The 15275-nt window shown below is 59.9% G+C and carries 16 protein-coding genes; 11 read left to right on the top strand and 5 right to left on the bottom strand.

The features are described from left to right. The first annotated feature begins 307 nt into the window (after positions 1 to 307). From ACIOVB_RS18845 to ACIOVB_RS18830, 4 genes are all read left to right on the top strand, one after another. Complete coding sequence (locus ACIOVB_RS18845) at positions 308 to 1510, top strand: MFS transporter (protein WP_401270239.1); 1203 nt, start codon at positions 308 to 310, stop codon at positions 1508 to 1510. A 255-nt stretch (positions 1511 to 1765) separates the two neighbouring features. Continuing rightward, a complete protein-coding gene (locus tag ACIOVB_RS18840) occupies positions 1766 to 2563 on the top strand; it encodes an endonuclease/exonuclease/phosphatase family protein (RefSeq protein ID WP_401270236.1) in 798 nt (265 codons plus the stop codon). Further along, a complete protein-coding gene (clsB, locus tag ACIOVB_RS18835) occupies positions 2560 to 3834 on the top strand; it encodes a cardiolipin synthase ClsB (RefSeq protein ID WP_401270234.1) in 1275 nt (424 codons plus the stop codon). The genes ACIOVB_RS18840 and clsB overlap by 4 nt, the downstream gene beginning before the upstream one ends. Continuing rightward, positions 3831 to 4817, top strand: coding sequence for a lysylphosphatidylglycerol synthase domain-containing protein (locus ACIOVB_RS18830; protein WP_401270231.1), 987 nt, complete (start codon positions 3831 to 3833; stop codon positions 4815 to 4817). The genes clsB and ACIOVB_RS18830 overlap by 4 nt, the downstream gene beginning before the upstream one ends. Before the next feature lie 111 nt (positions 4818 to 4928). On the opposite strand, the gene ACIOVB_RS18825 is transcribed toward ACIOVB_RS18830, so the two are convergent. The 3 genes from ACIOVB_RS18825 to ACIOVB_RS18815 form a co-directional block, all read right to left on the bottom strand. Beyond that, on the bottom strand, positions 4929 to 5687 hold the full coding sequence (locus ACIOVB_RS18825) for a S9 family peptidase (protein ID WP_187678760.1): 759 nt from the start codon (positions 5685 to 5687) through the stop codon (positions 4929 to 4931). Next, the gene (locus ACIOVB_RS18820) at positions 5677 to 6786 is read right to left on the bottom strand and encodes a DUF3182 family protein (protein WP_401270228.1); all 1110 of its coding nucleotides are present in this window, start codon (positions 6784 to 6786) and stop codon (positions 5677 to 5679) included. Before ACIOVB_RS18820 ends, ACIOVB_RS18825 begins: the two co-directional genes overlap by 11 nt. A gap of 214 nt (positions 6787 to 7000) precedes the next feature. Continuing rightward, entirely contained in the window at positions 7001 to 7981 is a 981-nt protein-coding gene (locus ACIOVB_RS18815; protein ID WP_401270226.1) for a GlxA family transcriptional regulator, read from the bottom strand. 101 nt (positions 7982 to 8082) lie between these two features. Between ACIOVB_RS18815 and ACIOVB_RS18810 the strand changes: the two genes are divergently transcribed. The 7 genes from ACIOVB_RS18810 (at position 8083) to ACIOVB_RS18780 (ending at position 13343) form a co-directional block, all read left to right on the top strand. Further along, the gene (locus tag ACIOVB_RS18810) at positions 8083 to 8631 is read left to right on the top strand and encodes a cysteine hydrolase family protein (protein WP_401270223.1); all 549 of its coding nucleotides are present in this window, start codon (positions 8083 to 8085) and stop codon (positions 8629 to 8631) included. Positions 8632 to 8870: 239 nt separating this feature from the next. Continuing rightward, on the top strand, positions 8871 to 9452 hold the full coding sequence (locus ACIOVB_RS18805; protein WP_401270220.1) for a YjfI family protein: 582 nt from the start codon (positions 8871 to 8873) through the stop codon (positions 9450 to 9452). A 17-nt stretch (positions 9453 to 9469) separates the two neighbouring features. Continuing rightward, positions 9470 to 10168 (top strand): PspA/IM30 family protein, encoded by a 699-nt coding sequence (locus ACIOVB_RS18800; RefSeq protein ID WP_401270218.1) that lies wholly within the window; start codon positions 9470 to 9472, stop codon positions 10166 to 10168. 210 nt (positions 10169 to 10378) lie between these two features. Next, positions 10379 to 11029 (top strand): DUF2491 family protein, encoded by a 651-nt coding sequence (locus ACIOVB_RS18795; protein WP_187679993.1) that lies wholly within the window; start codon positions 10379 to 10381, stop codon positions 11027 to 11029. Positions 11030 to 11044: 15 nt separating this feature from the next. Next, the gene (locus tag ACIOVB_RS18790; protein ID WP_401270215.1) at positions 11045 to 11470 is read left to right on the top strand and encodes a DUF350 domain-containing protein; all 426 of its coding nucleotides are present in this window, start codon (positions 11045 to 11047) and stop codon (positions 11468 to 11470) included. Positions 11471 to 11487: 17 nt separating this feature from the next. Beyond that, positions 11488 to 12183 (top strand): DUF1190 domain-containing protein, encoded by a 696-nt coding sequence (locus ACIOVB_RS18785; protein ID WP_187679991.1) that lies wholly within the window; start codon positions 11488 to 11490, stop codon positions 12181 to 12183. A 2-nt stretch (positions 12184 to 12185) separates the two neighbouring features. Continuing rightward, positions 12186 to 13343 carry a glutathionylspermidine synthase family protein gene (locus ACIOVB_RS18780; RefSeq protein WP_401270213.1) on the top strand — a complete coding sequence of 386 codons (1158 nt, stop codon included), beginning with the start codon at positions 12186 to 12188 and terminating at the stop codon, positions 13341 to 13343. Positions 13344 to 13433: 90 nt separating this feature from the next. Here the strand turns inward: ACIOVB_RS18780 and ACIOVB_RS18775 are convergent, their stop codons facing one another. Further along, positions 13434 to 13958 (bottom strand): single-stranded DNA-binding protein, encoded by a 525-nt coding sequence (locus ACIOVB_RS18775; protein ID WP_008081898.1) that lies wholly within the window; start codon positions 13956 to 13958, stop codon positions 13434 to 13436. Between the two features lie 9 nt (positions 13959 to 13967). Next, the coding region (locus ACIOVB_RS18770) for an MFS transporter (RefSeq protein WP_401270211.1) at positions 13968 to 15275 on the bottom strand (1308 nt) is incomplete at its 5' end.

The following is a 15275-nucleotide window of genomic DNA, read 5'->3' as shown; positions in this document are numbered from 1 at the left end:
ACTGATCGGCATTTGCCTGGCAAGTTCAAGATCGCCCTCACCCCAGCCCTCTCCCGGAGGGAGAGGGAGCCGACCGGGTTGTTCTCACGAGGTACATCGACCTGAGCTTCCAACGTCGAACTCAAGTTCCGAAAACAATGAAGATCAGCTCCCTTCCCCCTCGCCCCCTCTGGGGGAGAGGGTTGGGGTGAGGGGGTAGGCCTTTGATCTTTGCGCCCAAGGCAAATATCAAATGCCCTCCTCGGTATTTTTCCGCCCACCGCAAACCCCGACACTGCGCTCAATCCAAACCTACCGGAATGCCGTCATGCCCATTGCCTTGCTTGCGCTGACTCTCAGCGCATTCGCCATCGGGACGACCGAGTTCGTCATCGTTGGCCTGCTGCCTACCATCGGTGCCGATCTCGGCGTCAGTCTTCCTTCCGCCGGCCTGCTGGTCAGCCTCTACGCACTGGGCGTCGCCATCGGTGCGCCGGTGCTGACCGCGCTCACTGGCAAAGTCCCGCGCAAATTGTTGCTGCTGTCGCTGATGGTGCTGTTCACCCTCGGCAACCTGCTGGCCTGGATGGCGCCAAGTTATGAATCGCTGGTGTTGGCGCGGATCGTCACGGGGCTTGCCCACGGCGTGTTCTTCTCCATTGGCTCGACCATCGCCACCAGCCTGGTGCCAAAGGAAAAAGCTGCCAGCGCGATTGCGATCATGTTCACTGGCCTGACCGTGGCGCTGGTCACTGGCGTCCCACTGGGCACGTTCATCGGCCAGCATTTCGGCTGGCGTGAAACCTTCCTCGCCGTCTCGACGCTGGGTGTGATCGCGTTCATTGGCAGCCTGCTCTACGTGCCGAACAACATTGCCCACAGCAAACCGGCGTCTCTGCTGCAGCAGCTGCAAGTGCTGAAACAACCTCGCCTGCTGCTGGTGTACGCCATGACGGCCATCGGTTACGGCGGCTCGTTCATCGCCTTCACGTTTCTGGCGCCGATCCTTCAGGACATTTCCGGCTTCAGCGCCAGCACCGTCAGTCTGGTGCTGCTGGTCTACGGCGTGTCAGTGGCGGTCGGCAATATCTGGGGCGGCAAGCTGGCTGACAAACGCGGGCCGATCAGTGCGCTGAAAATCATCTTTGCCCTACTCGCTACGGTGTTGTTCGTGCTGACCTTCACTGCCGGCAATCCATGGCTGGCGTTGGCAACGGTGCTGGTCTGGGGCGCAGTGGCGTTCGGCAATGTGCCGGGCTTGCAGGTGTATGTGGTGCGTCAGGCTGAACATCACACCCCGAATGCGGTGGATGTGGCGTCAGGGCTGAATATTGCTGCGTTCAATCTGGGGATTGCCGGCGGTGCGTGGGGCGGGGGGTTGATCGTTGAGCACATTGGCCTGATTCATACCGCGTGGATTGGTGGTCTGGTGGTGTTGGTGGCGCTGGCCCTCACCGCGTGGAGCGGTCGCCTCGACCGCCTCGGCCCGACCTATGCCGAAAGCTCCGCGCGCATCGTCACTGGCCACTGATTCAACACCAATCCCTTGTGGGGGCGAGCCTGCTCGCTCCGACTGTTGGTTTTGTGGTGGTTTCTTGAATATGTACCGTCCGTAACGCCATCGAAACTTTCCCGAACCGCCCGCAGTCATCAACAGACAGAGGCTGTACGGGGACTTTCGACGGGAGGGCGGCATGGCAACGATTCATATCGGTACTTTCGACTGGCGCTACGCCCATGAACACGACAATCCGCACGGCGAATCCGCTGGCGAAAGAGCGCAGGCATGAGCATTTCAGAACCGGTCGGCTTCACCGACGAAGGCTCCGTAGTAGCGCCATCTGTGCGTACTTTCACTGTGCTGACGGTCAACACCCACAAGGGCTTCACCGCGCTCAACCGGCGTTTCATCCTGCCGGAGCTGCGTGAAGCGGTGCGTAGCGTGGCTGCTGACGTGGTGTTCCTTCAGGAAGTCCACGGCACCCACGAACACCATCCCAAGCGCTACACCAATTGGCCGACGATGCCGCAGTACGAGTTTCTTGCCGACAGCCTCTGGCCGCAGTTCGCCTATGGGCGCAACGCCGTATACCCGGACGGCGATCACGGCAATGCGCTGCTGTCGAAATTCCAGATCATTCGCCACGACAACCTCGACGTTTCGATCAGCGGCCATGAAAACCGTGGCCTGCTCCACTGCGTGCTGCGCCTGCCCGGCGACGGCGTCGAGGTGCATGCGATTTGTGTGCATCTGGGCCTGCGCGAAAGTCACCGCAACGCTCAGTTGAAACTGCTCGGCCAACGCCTCGCCGAGCTGCCCGATGACGCACCGGTGATCGTTGCCGGAGACTTCAACGACTGGCGCCAGCGTGCCGACGCACTGCTCAAGCCTTGCGGTCTGCGTGAAGTATTCGCCGAACATCACGGCAAGCCGGCGCGCAGTTTTCCGGCGCGTCTGCCGACCCTGCGACTGGACCGCATCTACGTGCGCAACCTCAAGGCCAGCCAGCCGAAAGTCCTGTCCAACCGGCCTTGGTCCCACCTTTCCGACCACGCACCGTTATCGGTGGAGATCGAACTATGAGCAGCGCACCGCTGGAGAAGTCCGCCGTAGAACCGATGACCGTCAACCCGCCGATACGCGAGCCCGGCCACGTTGCTGTCGAATATGGCTGGCAGGGCAACAACCGGGTCGAGCTGCTGGAAAACGGCGAGGAGTATTTCCCGCGAGTGTTCGCTGCAATGCGGGCGGCGAAAAGCGAGATTCTGCTGGAGACATTTATCGTTTTCGAAGACAAGGTCGGCCAGGAGTTGCAGGAGATCCTGATCGACGCCGCCCGTCGCGGCGTGCGCACGACCGTCAGCCTCGATGGCTTCGGTTGTGGCGAGCTGACCACCGGTTATCTCGCCGCCCTGAGCGAAGCCGGCGTACATCTGCAGATGTTTGATCCCGCCCCCAAACATTTGGGCATTCGCACCAACTGGTTCCGCCGCTTGCATCGCAAGATCGTGGTGGTCGACGGCATGATCGCGTTCATTGGCGGGATCAATTTTTCCGGCGACCATTTGTTGGATTTCGGACCGGAAGCCAAACAGGACTACTCGGTGGAGGTTCAAGGCCCGGCGGTGGCCGATATCCACCATTTCGCCCTGCTGCAAAGTGGTCGCCCCGGTCGGGCACGGTTCTGGTGGCAACGCCGGCGCCAGCGTCGCGCCGAAATGGCTGTCACCGATCACGACGGCCAAGTGCGCCTGGTGTTTCGCGACAACGATCAGCACAACACCGATATCGAAGACGTGTACTTGCAGGTGCTGCGCCGCGCCAAACGGCGGGTGGTGATTGCCAACGCTTATTTCTTCCCCGGCTATCGTTTGTTGCGCGAGATCCGCAACGCCGCCCGGCGCGGTGTTGATGTGCGGCTGATCCTGCAAGGCCAGCCGGACATGCTGGTGGCCAAACTCGCCGCGCGCATGACCTATGACTATTTGCTCAAGGCCGGCGTGCAGATCCACGAATATTGCCAGCGCCCACTGCACGGCAAAGTCGCGCTGGTAGACGACGAGTGGAGCACCGTAGGCTCGAGCAATCTCGACCCGCTGAGCCTGTCGCTGAACCTGGAAGCCAACGTGCTGATCCGCGACCGCGCGTTCAATCAGGAACTGTTCCGGCGCCTCGAAGACCTCAGCCAAAACCACTGCAAGGCCATGGACGCCGGCAAGTCGCCCCGCGGACGTATCTGGCACATGACGGTGGGTTTTCTGGTGTTTCACTTTCTGCGGCATTTTCCGGCGATGGCCGGTTGGCTGCCTGCGCACAAACCACGGCTCAAGCCATTTCGAGGTGATCACTCATGAGCCATTCCGAAGCCCCGGCAACCCATCATGCCGCGCCAGCGACGCACTCACGCTGGAGCAAATGGAAACGTCCGCTGACGGCGCTGTTTTTCCTCGCACTGATCGTGCTGCTGACGATGTTCGCCCGTCGTATCGAATGGGCCGAGGTGATGCAAACCCTCGCCGACTTCAAGGTGCGCACGCTGATCATTGCCGCCAGCGTGACCTTGCTGAGTTTTCTGACCTACGCCAGTTTCGACCTGATCGGGCGCACCTACATCCGCCAGGACCTGACCTGGAAACAGATCCTGCCGGTAGGGATCATCAGCTATGCGTTCAACCTCAACCTCAGCGCGTGGGTCGGCGGAATCGCCATGCGTTATCGGCTGTACTCGCGGCTGGGCGTGAGCAAAAGCAACATCGCCAAAATTCTCGGCCTGAGCCTGGCGACCAACTGGTTTGGCTACATGACCATCGCCGGCGTGGTATTCAGCAGCGGCCTGGTGAGCATGCCGCCGGGCTGGAAAGTCAGCACCACGGCGTTACAAGGCATCGGTGTGTTGTTGCTGTTGATCAGCGCCGGGTATCTTGCAGCGTGCCAATTCTCGAAACGGCGCGAGTGGTCGATTCGCGGTGTGGAGATCAATTTGCCGTCGCTGCGCATGGCGGTGTTGCAACTGCTGCTTGGTGCGTTGAACTGGTCACTGATGGCGGCGGTGATTTTCACGTTACTGCCGAGCAAACTCGACTATCCGCTGGTGCTCGGGGTGCTGCTGATCAGCGCGATTGCCGGGGTGATCACGCATATTCCGGCGGGGCTTGGCGTGCTCGAAGCGGTGTTCGTCGCGCTGCTGCAACATGAGGCGTCGCGGGGCAGTCTGGTGGCTGGACTGCTGGCGTATCGGGCGATTTATTTTCTGTTGCCGCTGTTGATTACGGTGGTGATGTATCTGCTGGTGGAGGCGAAGGCCAGGTCATTGCGGATCGAGAAAACACCGTCCTGATTCTGTTTTGCAGTTGCCGGCCTCTTCGCGAGCAGGCTCGCTCCCACATTTGAAATGCGCCCCCTGTGGGAGCGAGCCTGCTCGCGAAGGCGTCCGAGAGAACACCACAGCCTATGAAGACTGGATAATGCTCAACCGCTCGCCCACCACCATCTCGGTAATCCAGTCGACCAATATCGACGTATACGCCTGCTGCGAAACCGGCTCGCTCAACGCATGGTCCGCCCCGTCGATGATCCGGTGGGTCAGCGAGTGCGTCTGCTGACACGCCGCGCGGTAACTCATGATCGTCGCGTGGGGCACGAAGTCGTCGGTCTCCGATTCCACCAGCAACACATCTCCGGTGAACTGTGAACACGCATGCAGCGCCCGATTGCTGTCGGCGCGTATCAGCGTGCCGCGATAATCGCGCAGGTCAGCCTTGTCCAGTTCACGCTTGGGCGTGTGCCATTGTTCGTCGCGGTACAGCGCCGGCACCCGCAACGCCAGCCAGCGCACCGGGCGTAAAGACGTGAGGATGGAAGCCAGATAACCGCCATAACTGGTGCCGACCACGGCAATCGCTGACGTGTCGAGCGCCGGGTGTGAGAGCAAGCGATCGTAAGCCGCCAGCAGATCACGCAGATTATCTTCGCGGCTGACCCGAGTCAGCGGAATCCCGGTGCCGCCCGTGTGGCCGCGCAAGTCGAAGGTCAGACACACACAGCCGAGACCGGCGATGCCTTTGGCTCGCTCCAGATCCCGCTCCTGGCTACCGCCCCAACCGTGAACAAACAACACCCCCGGCACTTTCGATTTGGGACTGAGAAAAGTCCCGCTCATCTGTTCATCATCAATGTCGATTTGAATGCTTTCGCTTCTAGCCGTCATAGGATTTGACCGTTACGTATTTAAGGAGAAATTCGCTGTTCTCGGCCGGGCCGCGATACACCTCGATGGCATCCGCCGGCAGCGGCTGATCGATATAGGTTTCCACCGAAGACACGCGAATCGCGGGCATCGTCGGGTCGTTGACGAAGCTTTGCAGCGCCGCCACTTCCGCGCTGCTGGCGCCGCCCATGCGCCAGGATTGTTCGAGTACGCCGCTGCGGGTTTTGCCGTTGCTGTCCAGCCCTTGGGCAATGTCGTAGTTGCGGCGCGAGGCAAAAAAGCGTGGATAGGCTTCATTGGCAGCGTTATCGAAAACCTGCGCCTGCTCGATAGCCAAACGCACATCGTCTGGCAGATCCAGCGCCAGCAGATCTTCATAACCGCCCTGCACCACCAACAGATTCGACCCGCCGTAGACGTCTTCGCCGTGAGCATCCTCGGTCAAGTATTGATCACCGCAGTAGCTCAGCACTTTATCGCCGATGAATGACTGGCCGACGCTGTGGGTGATGACGTCGCTTAAATCCTGCTCCAGCACCACGCCTTCGCGGAACAGTTTTTCAGCTTCGGGGCGGGCAAGGATTTCGTCGAAGGCGTCGAGGCTCTTGATCACTTCCTGACCACGACCGGCGCAGGCGTGAATCGGCTTCAAGCGGATCGGCCCGCTATACAGCAAATGCTCGGCGGCGGGCCGCGCATCGTCGAGGGCAAACACGCTCAAACCGTCAAGCACAACATTGCGCACGCGCTCGGAAAACAGCGGCGACCAGCCCTGTGGCGCGTGGGCCTGATGGCTACGCAAGCCGTGGCTGATGGCTTTGGTGCAGATGAAATCATGCTCGACATAGCCACCCCACAAATCATCCGGGCCTTTGATGCCCAATTCGTGAGCATGAGCGGCGCCGACAATGGTTTGCGTCGGTAACAGATAGAGGTCACGGTCGCGATGTTTCTCGGGGTTATAGCTGCCACCGAACTTGAACCCGAGAATCTGCGCCAGCCAGCGGGCCAGGGCTTTGTTGGTTTGCACTTCGTGCTGCGGCGCGTCGTTGCGCACGGAGTGAGCGACGACGGTTTTCTTGCGGGGTGTCGGGGTCATGCGTTCCCCCTTTCAGCAGCGCGGTGAATGTAGAAGGGAAAGGTGCAGAGATCAGGCCAACGGCAGGATCGGGAAAATGTTCGGTTAATCAGTCGTTTGCCGAAATCGTGCTGGCATCAAGCCTGTTTCAATCTGCACGACCGGGGGCAAAACCCCGGCAATTTGCACGATCCCCGGCATCACACCGCTCCCACAGGGTTATGCATTGCCGGAACTACCGGGTTAAACCAAACCGCCCCCGATAATCACTCGGCGTCAGGCCGGTAATTTTCTTGAAAATCGCCCGAAATGCTCCCGGGTCCTGATAGCCCACCGTCCACGCAATGTGATCAATTGTGCCATTGGTGAACTCGAGCATTTCCCGCGCCTTTCCCACTCGCAGATGCTGACAATATTCGGTCGGTTTCAACCCGGTCGCCGCGCGGAATCGGCGCAGGAATGTGCGCTCCTCCAGCCCCGCGCGCTCAGCCATCGCAGCCAATGAAACGTCCGTAGCGCCAGTGCCTTGCAACCAATGTTGAACCTTGAGAATGGCTGCATCGCCGTGACTGAGGATCGGTGCAAAATTACTCCCGCAGGCACTGGCGCTGTCGCTGTGTTCAACCACCAGAAACCGCGCAGTGCCAGTGGCGATGCTCGGCCCGAGCAGACGATCGACCAGGCGCAACCCCAACTCAGACCAGGCCATCAGTCCGGCGGTGGTGATCAGGTCGCCGTCATCGACAATCGGTGTGTCGGCCTTGAGCTTGATCTTCGGATAACGTTCGGCGAAGTCCTTGGCCGACGTCCAGTGCGTGGTGGCGCTGCGGCCGTCGAGCAGACCGCTTTCGGCCAGCAGCCACGAACCGACACAGACACCGCCCAACGTCGCGCCCCCTGCATGCTGCTCGCGCAGCCATTGCGCCAGGCTGGCTGGCATTTGCGCCGAGGAAAACCCGGCGATGGACGGCGGAATCAGCACCGCCAGCAAACCACTGTCGACACCCGGACAACTCTCGAAAACCCGCGCCGGCGCCTGATCGCCGTCGACGTGCCAATGACTGACCCGAAGCAACGGCAACTGCGCAGACTGATGCTCCGCAGCAATCCGGTTGGCAACCGCGAACAGGTCGGTCAGGCCATGCACCGCCGCCATTTGCGCACCGGGATAAATCAGCACGCCCAGTTCGGCGATGGCAGCCCTTTCTGCGCCCATTGTCAGTTTTCCCCTGTCTATTGTCGGTGCGGCCAATCCTCGAATCGCTGGTAAGCGCCAATACTGAAGCCACTTCCAGCCAATCCATCGAGGACACACCCATGGCCAAGCAAGCGCTCATCGTAGTCGATATCCAGAACGACTACTTCCCCCAAGGCAAGTGGCCGCTGGCAGGTGCCGACGCCGCCGCCGACAACGCCGCACGACTGATCGCAGCCTTCCGCGAAGCCGGCGATTCGGTGGTGCATATCCGCCACGAATTCACCTCACCCGACGCACCGTTTTTCACTCCAGGTTCCGACGGCGCCAAGCTGCATCCGAAAGTGCTCAACCGCGCCGACGAACCCGTGGTGCTCAAGCATTTCGTCAACTCGTTCCGCGAAACCGAGTTGCAATCAATCCTCGACGAACAAGGCATCAAGGAACTGGTGGTGGTCGGCAGCATGAGCCACATGTGCGTCGACGGCATCACCCGTGCAGGCGCGGATCTGGGTTATGCAGTGACGGTGATTCATGATGCCTGCGCCAGCCGCGATCTGGAGTTCAACGGCCTCACAGTGCCGGCGGCGCACGTCCATGCAGCTTTCATGTCGGCGCTGGGTTTTGCCTACGCCAGCGTGATCTCAACCGACGAATTCCTTCAACGCTGAGCCACCGCGAAACACTTTGCAAAAACCTGCGCCCGCCCCGTTGCGGGCGTTTTTGCATGCGTCGAAAAAATCTCACGCGTGAGCCATTGATGGCACTTTGAATTGGTTGTAGTGTGGCCCACGCGTGAGATGTTCATAACGGAGTCACTGCCATGAAAAGCCACTCCCCTGCTTCAGCGTCAGTAAGTCCAAAGGGAGAGCGCTCGAAACCGTCCGCGAAAAAACCGTCGAGCTTTTATATGAAGCAGATGCGCGCGGGCCTGGCCGCTGCCGGTTATGTGAAACACGAAACTTGGGTGCTTCCGGAAAACCGAAGCTTGCTCAAGCAAATGGAGCAACAGCTACGCCAACCGATTCTGGCTGGCTCATTCATGTCGGAGAATTACATGAGCGCAGGCAACAACTGGAACATCGATAGCCTCTTCAACGCCCTCAAGACACTGGACGAGGTGGCTTCGCAGGAGATCACACTGTCTCTGATCCAGAGCTCCGAACCCAGCATCAAGCTGGAAATGAACGAATTCGGCGGTCTGCCGATTCACATCGCCCTGGCCGGTCAGCAGATCATCGTCGACACCGTGCTGGTGGACATCGATTCGATCACCGACGTGCACGCCTTCAACGATGCCGTGCTGCGCAGCCGTGAAATGTTCCCGCTGTCGTCGATCGGTATCGAGTCGATGCCGAACGGGCAGACCGTTTACAACATGTTTGGCGCCCTCAGCGCCGACTCGAGCCTGACCAACGTCGTCACCGAGGTGAAAACCCTGGTCGACAACGTGCAGCGCGCGAGCGAAGCCTTCGAACACTTCTTCAAGTAATCAACAGGGAATATCCAATGACTCAGTCCATCTGGAGCAAGTTGTTCACCGCACTGCGCGGCGGCGCCAATGAAGTCGGCGAAAGCATCGTCGACCAACAGGCCCTGCGTATCCTCGACCAGGAAATCCGCGACGCCGACACCGCCCTGTCGAACGCCCGTCGTGAACTGGTCACCATTATGGCCAAGCACAAACTGGCCGCCGACCGCGTGAGCGAGTACGACGCCAAGATCAAAGACCTGGAAGCCAAAGCTGTTTCGGCCCTGAATGCCGGCCGTGAAGACTTGGCGATGGAAGTGGCCGAAGCGATTTCGACACTGACCAACGACCTGACCGCCGAGAAAAAGCTGAGCGACGAATTCGGCACCTACGCCGACAACATGCGCAAAGACATCAACAAGGCCGAAGCCCGGATCAAGAGCCTGCGCCAGCAAGTGGACATGGCCAAGGCCCGTGACAGCGTGCAGAAAGCCCAGGTCAGCGCATCCATCGCCAGCGGCGGCGCCAACGGCAAACTGGAAACCGCCGTCGGCACCCTGAACCGTCTGCAAGCCAAACAGCAGCAACGAGCTGCCGAGCTGAGCGCCGCGGACGAACTGGCCGATGCTTCGACCGGCAACGACCTGGACCGCAAACTGCGCGACGCCGGGATCACGCCGAACGAAGGCAGCGCCAATGCGATTCTTGAGCGTCTGAAGCAGAAGTCGACTCAGTAAGCTCCGACGCAAAAACCTGTGGGAGCGAGCCTGCTCGCGAAAGCGGTATATCAGACGACATTAATGTTGACTGACACGCCCTCTTCGCGAGCAGGCTCGCTCCCACGTGGTTTACAGCTTGAAATCATACTTCTCGTTCACGCGCAGCCCGGTACACTAGCGACGTTTTTTTGCCGACGAACACCTCCACCCGCTTCAAGGAACGTACCCATGGGATGGTTTAAAGATTTGCTGGGCACCAGCAACTGGCAGAACGCTGCGCCAACGCCGACCGTTGCCAGCGGCCCACTCGGGATGGCGCAAGGCAAAGGTGTCAGGTTCGATACGACTCTGGCGCTGCTGCTTGATGGCTCGACCTCGGTGCGTGTGCCCTTCGATCAGGCGATCTGGAGCGCCGGCTGGGTCGACCTCGGCCAGTCCAACAAACTGCACCGCTATTACATGAACGACGAGGATTTCTGGGTACAGATCCACGTCACCGGCGACGACCAGGTCGAATCGGTCACGCTGTTCAACTATATCGGTTACGTGACGGTCAACAGCGACGCCGAACTGCAGCGCCTCGCTGGCCCGAGCAGTCAGATCGGTTTGCCGACCTACGCCCACGAAGGTGTCGAATACACCCGCGAATGGGGCACCGAACAGGGCCAGACCGAACTGGTTCCAATGACCGAACAAGTGGTCAATCCGGACGAGAGCTACACCATCGAACACCATTCGATGCTCTACGCACGCGAAACCGGACTGACCGATCGCCGCGAACTGCTGCTGTTTTCCGTCGAGCAGGACGAAGAAGGCACCGTCAGCCTGAGCACCTCACTGGGCATCTCGCTGTACACGACTGACCTGAGCACCATTTAAATAAGGAAGTTTTTCATGCTGGAAGTTCTGGCCGTTTCCCTGAACAAAACCGCGTTGACCGGTTTCGTCGTCTACCTGATCGGCGCCGTGCTGCTGTTCATGCTGTTTCAGTTCGTCTACACCCGCATCACCCCGCACAAGGAGTTCGAGCTAATCCGTGCCGGCAACACCGCCGCCGCCATTGCACTGGCTGGCGCGATCATCGGTTTCGCCATCCCCGCCAGTAACGTGATTGCCTTTTCGGTCAACGTTGTCGACTTCGTGGTTTGGGCGGTGATCGCCGCAGTGGTGCAACTGCTGGCGTTCCTTGGCACGACCCTGGTGCTTAAAGGTACTTCGCAGCGCATCGCCAACGGTGAAATCGCTGCTGGCATCTACGTCGCCGCCGTAGCGATTAGCGTCGGCATGCTCAACGCTGCGTGCATGACGCCGTCCAACTGATCGGCAGGAAGCCTTAGATGAAACGAAGTAAATACGTTCAGTTGTCCCTCGCAGCGTCGGTGGCCATGGCCATTTCCGGTGAAGCGGCGGCAGTGGATCAGCCGCGCAACTTCCAGAGCGTGGAACAGTGCGTCGATGCCGAAGTCGCCGCTGATGTTTGCTCGAATGCCTACGTGGCGGCCTTGACCGAACACCGGCGCATCGCCCCGGCGTATGACGACAAGGCCAAGTGCGACGCGGATTTCGCCGCTGATTGGTGCCAGAAGAATTCCGACGGCCGCTTCGTGCCGAAACTCGGTGGCTTCAAAGTGCCGCAGCCCGGTGAAGCCGCGCAAAATCTCGATGCCATCGCCGACGCGCAGATGCCGGCGGGTGACACAACATCCAGCAACGCGGCCCAAAGCACTTCGCACTACTCCGGTGGTGGGGGCGGCGGCAATGGCATGTTGACCGGATGGCTGATCGGCAATGCGATGAGCAACAACCAGAACCGCACGGTTTACCGCGACCGTGATACGCGCCAGACCTACAACACCTCGACGCAGTACCGCAAAATCGAATCGGCGCCTCGCAGCCAACCCGACTACGAGAGCAGCAAAAGCAAACCGGTCAACGTCGCCTCGTCGACTTCCCGTGGCGGCTTCGGCAGCCAGTCCAGCGCCCGCAGTGGTTGGGGTGGCTGGGGCAGCAGTTCCGGTCGCTCGAGCAGCTGACGATGAAAAAGATCCTCTGCGCCGAGCGCCCCGACTGGAAACACACGGCCGAGAGCCTCGGCTTCATGTTCCACACCATCGACGACGAGCCGTACTGGGACGAAAGCGCTTACTACCAGTTCACGCTCGCGCAGATCGAAAACGATCTCGAGGACCCGACCACCGAACTGCACGAGATGTGCATGGACCTGGTCGACCGCGTGGTGCACAGCGAAGAACTGCTGGATCGCCTGAGCATTCCTGCTGCGTACTACGACATGATCCGCACGTCCTGGCTGGAAGGTCATCCGCATCTGTATGGGCGTATGGACTTTTCCTACAGCGGCAACGGCCCGGCGAAACTGCTGGAGCTCAACTACGACACGCCGACCAGCCTCTACGAAGCGGCGGCGTTCCAGTGGGGCTGGCTGGAGCAATGCATCGAGCGCGGCACGCTGCCGCGCCATGCCGACCAGTTCAACAGCATCGACACCAAGCTGCATCAGGCTTTCGCCGAGTTGCAGCTCAAGTGTCCGTTCTACTTCGCGTCGATGAAAGACTCGGTCGAAGACAAGGGCACCACGGACTACCTGAGACTGATCGCGGAAAAAGTCGGCATCGAATCACGCCACATCGACATTGAAGACATTGGTTTGACCGCCGATGGACGCTTCGTCGATCTGCAGGATCGCTGGATCCCGCACCTGTTCAAGCTGCACGCCTGGGAGTTCATCTTCCACGAACCGTTCGGCGCGGCGATTGCCGAATGCGACACGCAGTTTTTCGAGCCGGCGTGGAAGGCGATCCTGTCGAACAAAGGCGCGTTGCCGTTGCTGTGGGAACTGCACAAGGGCCATCCGAATCTGCTCGCGGCGCATCTCGACCCGAATCCGGCCAGCGCCGTGCCCAAGGGCTGGGTGCGCAAACCGTATTTTTCCCGGGAAGGCGCCAACATCGAACTGCAAACGGCGGAAGGTCTGATCGTCAAAGAAGACGGGCCCTACACCGATGCGCCATTCATCCTGCAGGAGTTTGCGCCATTGCCGAAGTTCGATGACAGCTACACGCTGATCGGTTCTTGGGTAATCGGCGATCAGGCGGCGGGAATTGGTGTGCGTGAGGACAACAGTTTGATCACCAAGGATTCGAGCCGGTTTCTGCCGCATCTGATCCTCGACTGAAGATCCATCGCCCACAAAAAAGGCCCGTCGTGTTGAACGACGGGCCTTTTTTTTCAGAGCGGATGCAGCATCACTCTTCGTTAATACAGCTTAGAACGGAATATCGTCATCGAAGCTGTCGAAATCCGGAGCCGGTTGCGGTGCGGCCTGCTGTGGAGCCGGGGCCGAACGCTGCTGTGGAGCCGATTGCTGCGGGCGCGGAGCCTGCTGACGTGGAGCTGGAGCGGACTGCTGGTAGTTGTTGCCGCCGCCTTGTTGGTCGCCCTGTTGTGGACGGCCGCCGAGCAGTTGCATGGTGCCTTGCATGTCGACCACGATCTCGGTGGTGTAACGCTTGATACCGTCTTTTTCCCACTCACGGGTCTGCAGCTTGCCTTCGATGTAGACCTGCGAACCCTTACGCAGGTATTCGCCAGCGATCTCGGCAACCTTGCCGAACATCGACACACGGTGCCATTCGGTCTTCTCGACCTTCTGACCGGTTTGCTTGTCAGTCCACTGTTCGCTGGTTGCCAGACTCAGGTTGGTCACGGCGTTACCGTTAGGCAGGTAGCGAACTTCGGGATCCTGGCCGCAAGTGCCGACCAATATGACTTTGTTAACCCCACGGGCCATAACGTTCTCCTAGGCTTCGCAAGCAGCCCCGGCCGGGTTGTTCACCAGGCGTTCGAGGGTGTCGCGATCCACTAATTCTTTGTCCAGTTTGATGTAAACAGCCGCTTCATCAGCAACTATCACTGCATCTGTTACCCCCACGAGGGCCTTGAGGCGCTCGACCAGACCCGCTTCGCGGATCGCCTCGGGCGACAACGGCAAGCGTAGGCTCGTCACGTAGGGAGGTTCGCGCATGGTAACAGCAAAGGCCAGCCAGATGGCAGCCAGACCGGCACATCCGAGGAACACAACCGACAGACCGCCATGCTGAAACAACCAGCCGCCGAGTATCCCGCCGAGTGCAGAGCCGAGGAACTGACTGGTGGAATACACGCCCATGGCCGTGCCCTTCCCGCCTGCCGGTGAAACCTTGCTGATCAGCGACGGCAATGAAGCCTCCAGCAGATTGAACGCGGTGAAGAACACCACCGTGCCGATCACCAGAGCCCGCAAGCTGTCACCGAACTGCCAGAAGAATAGCTCAGTGAGCATCAGCGTCATGACGGCGCCGAGCAAAATTCGTTTCATTTTGCGTTTCTTCTCGCCGTAGATGATGAACGGGATCATGGCGAAGAAGGAGATCAGCAGCGCGGTCAGGTAGACCCACCAGTGCTGCTCCTTGGGCAACCCGGCTTTTTCCACCAGCGCCAAGGGCAAAGCAACGAAGCTCGACATCAGCATCGCATGCAACACAAAGATGCCCAGATCGAGTCGCAGCAGATCCGGATGCTTGAGTGTCGGCATCAAGGCCTGACGCGCCACGCCCGATTCACGGTGCTGCAACGGCCCTGTGGATTTCGGCACCATGAACATGATGATCAGGATGCCTACCAGCGCCATCGCGCCTGTGGCAAGGAACAGTCCGGACAAGCCGAAAGCGCTGGTCAACAAAGGCCCGACCACCATGGCCACGGCGAACGAAAGGCCGATGGTCATGCCAATCATGGCCATGGCTTTGGTACGGTGCTGTTCGCGGGTCAGGTCGGAGAGCAACGCCATGACCGCAGCGGAAATCGCCCCGGCGCCCTGCAGGATCCGACCGGCAATCACGCCCCAGATCGAATCGGCTTGAGACGCCAAAACGCTGCCGAGGGCAAAGACGATCAGCCCCAGGTAAATCACCGGACGACGGCCAATGCGGTCGGAAATGACCCCGAACGGAATCTGAAAAATCGCCTGAGTCAGGCCGTAAGCGCCGATTGCCAGACCGATCAGGGCCGGAGTCGCTCCCGCCAGATCCATGCCGTAGGTCGCCAGTACCGGCAACACCATGAACAT

The sequence above is a fragment of the Pseudomonas sp. NPDC087639 genome (assembly GCF_044743385.1).
Classification (GTDB): Bacteria; Pseudomonadota; Gammaproteobacteria; order Pseudomonadales; family Pseudomonadaceae; genus Aquipseudomonas.
The sequence above is the reverse complement of the archived record's forward strand: the minus strand, read 5'-3'. Positions and strand labels throughout refer to the sequence as shown.